This is a genomic window from Alcanivorax sp. HI0044 (genome assembly GCF_001634945.1).
The window spans coordinates 1-1,089 of sequence record NZ_LWEZ01000143.1; the positions used below are offsets into that span (position 1 = coordinate 1).

Below are 1,089 nucleotides of genomic sequence, written 5' to 3' on the forward strand. Positions count from 1 at the left end.
CAGGCTCCGCTGTATCCTGACCTGCTGGCCGGATTCAAGCATCTGAACCGTCTTCCACAGGTCATGGCACGCCGGGAAGTGGCACGGCAGGGTTGGGACGAAGGGTTGCTGCTCAGTACCCGCAGGCAGCCTCTGGAAGCCACTTCCATGAATCTCTTTGCCCGCTTTGCCAATCACTGGTGGATGCCGGATCTGGATGCTGCCGGAGCTGGTGTGGCCGGCGTGATGCGGGCGCACTTGCACGAGACATTGCTGCAACGCGGCGAGAAAGTGGTCTGTGATCTGCGGCCACTGTCACAGCTGCGCACAGCCGATGGACTGTTTCTGTGTAACAGTGTTGTCGGCGTGCTCCCGGTGCGTAAACTGGCGCAATGGCATTGGCCGGTGCTGGCATCGGTCCGGGAACTGCAACAGTCGACAGAAACCTTTTTGGCCGGCTCACTGAAGGTCTAATAACCGCACTATGCGCAAAAAAATCCGTATTTTTGGACTGCTGGTTGTCTTGCTGGTAGTCGCTGTACCTGTGGCGGGGGCCTGGGTCAGCAGTTATCTACACCGCCCATTACCGGTTTCTGAAGCATTAACGGTGGAAGTGCCCCGGGGCGCCGGCTTGAGCCGTGTGCTGTATAACCTCAAAGAGGAGGGCATCCTGGGTGAGGGCCTGGAAGCCCGTTTCCGCCGGGTGGGAGCGCGAATCTATTCCGCTTTCACTGGCATGGACGGCCGTATGCATGTGGGTGAGTATCAGCTCAAGCCGGGCGACTCGTTGTTGTCTCTGCTGGAGAAAATCGATCGCGGTGATGTGCTGCAACGCAGCCTGACCCTGGTGGAAGGCTGGAACTTCCGCGAATTACGTGCCCGGCTGGCCTCCCAGGAGACCTTGAGTCACCGCCTGAAAGAGTTGACCGACGAGCAAGTGATGGCGGAGTTGGGGCGTCCGGACCGCCACCCGGAGGGATGGTTTGCGCCAGAAACCTATTTTTATACCCGTGGCACCACAGACCTGACCATCCTGGCCCGGGCACTGGCGCGCCAGGAAAGTATTCTCGACGCTGCCTGGCAGCAGCGGGCCAAGGATTTGCCCTACGA

The 1,089-nt window shown here is 59.7% G+C and carries 2 protein-coding genes; both read left to right on the forward strand.

The features are described 5' to 3' along the window. Window positions 1-453 (forward strand): aminotransferase class IV (locus tag A3730_RS01750; protein WP_197477221.1); only part of this gene is annotated, 453 nt, incomplete at its 5' end. Window positions 454-463: 10 nt separating this feature from the next. Beyond that, window positions 464-1,089, forward strand: a 626-nt coding sequence (mltG, locus tag A3730_RS01755; RefSeq protein WP_197477222.1) for an endolytic transglycosylase MltG, incomplete at its 3' end; no start/stop codon positions are given.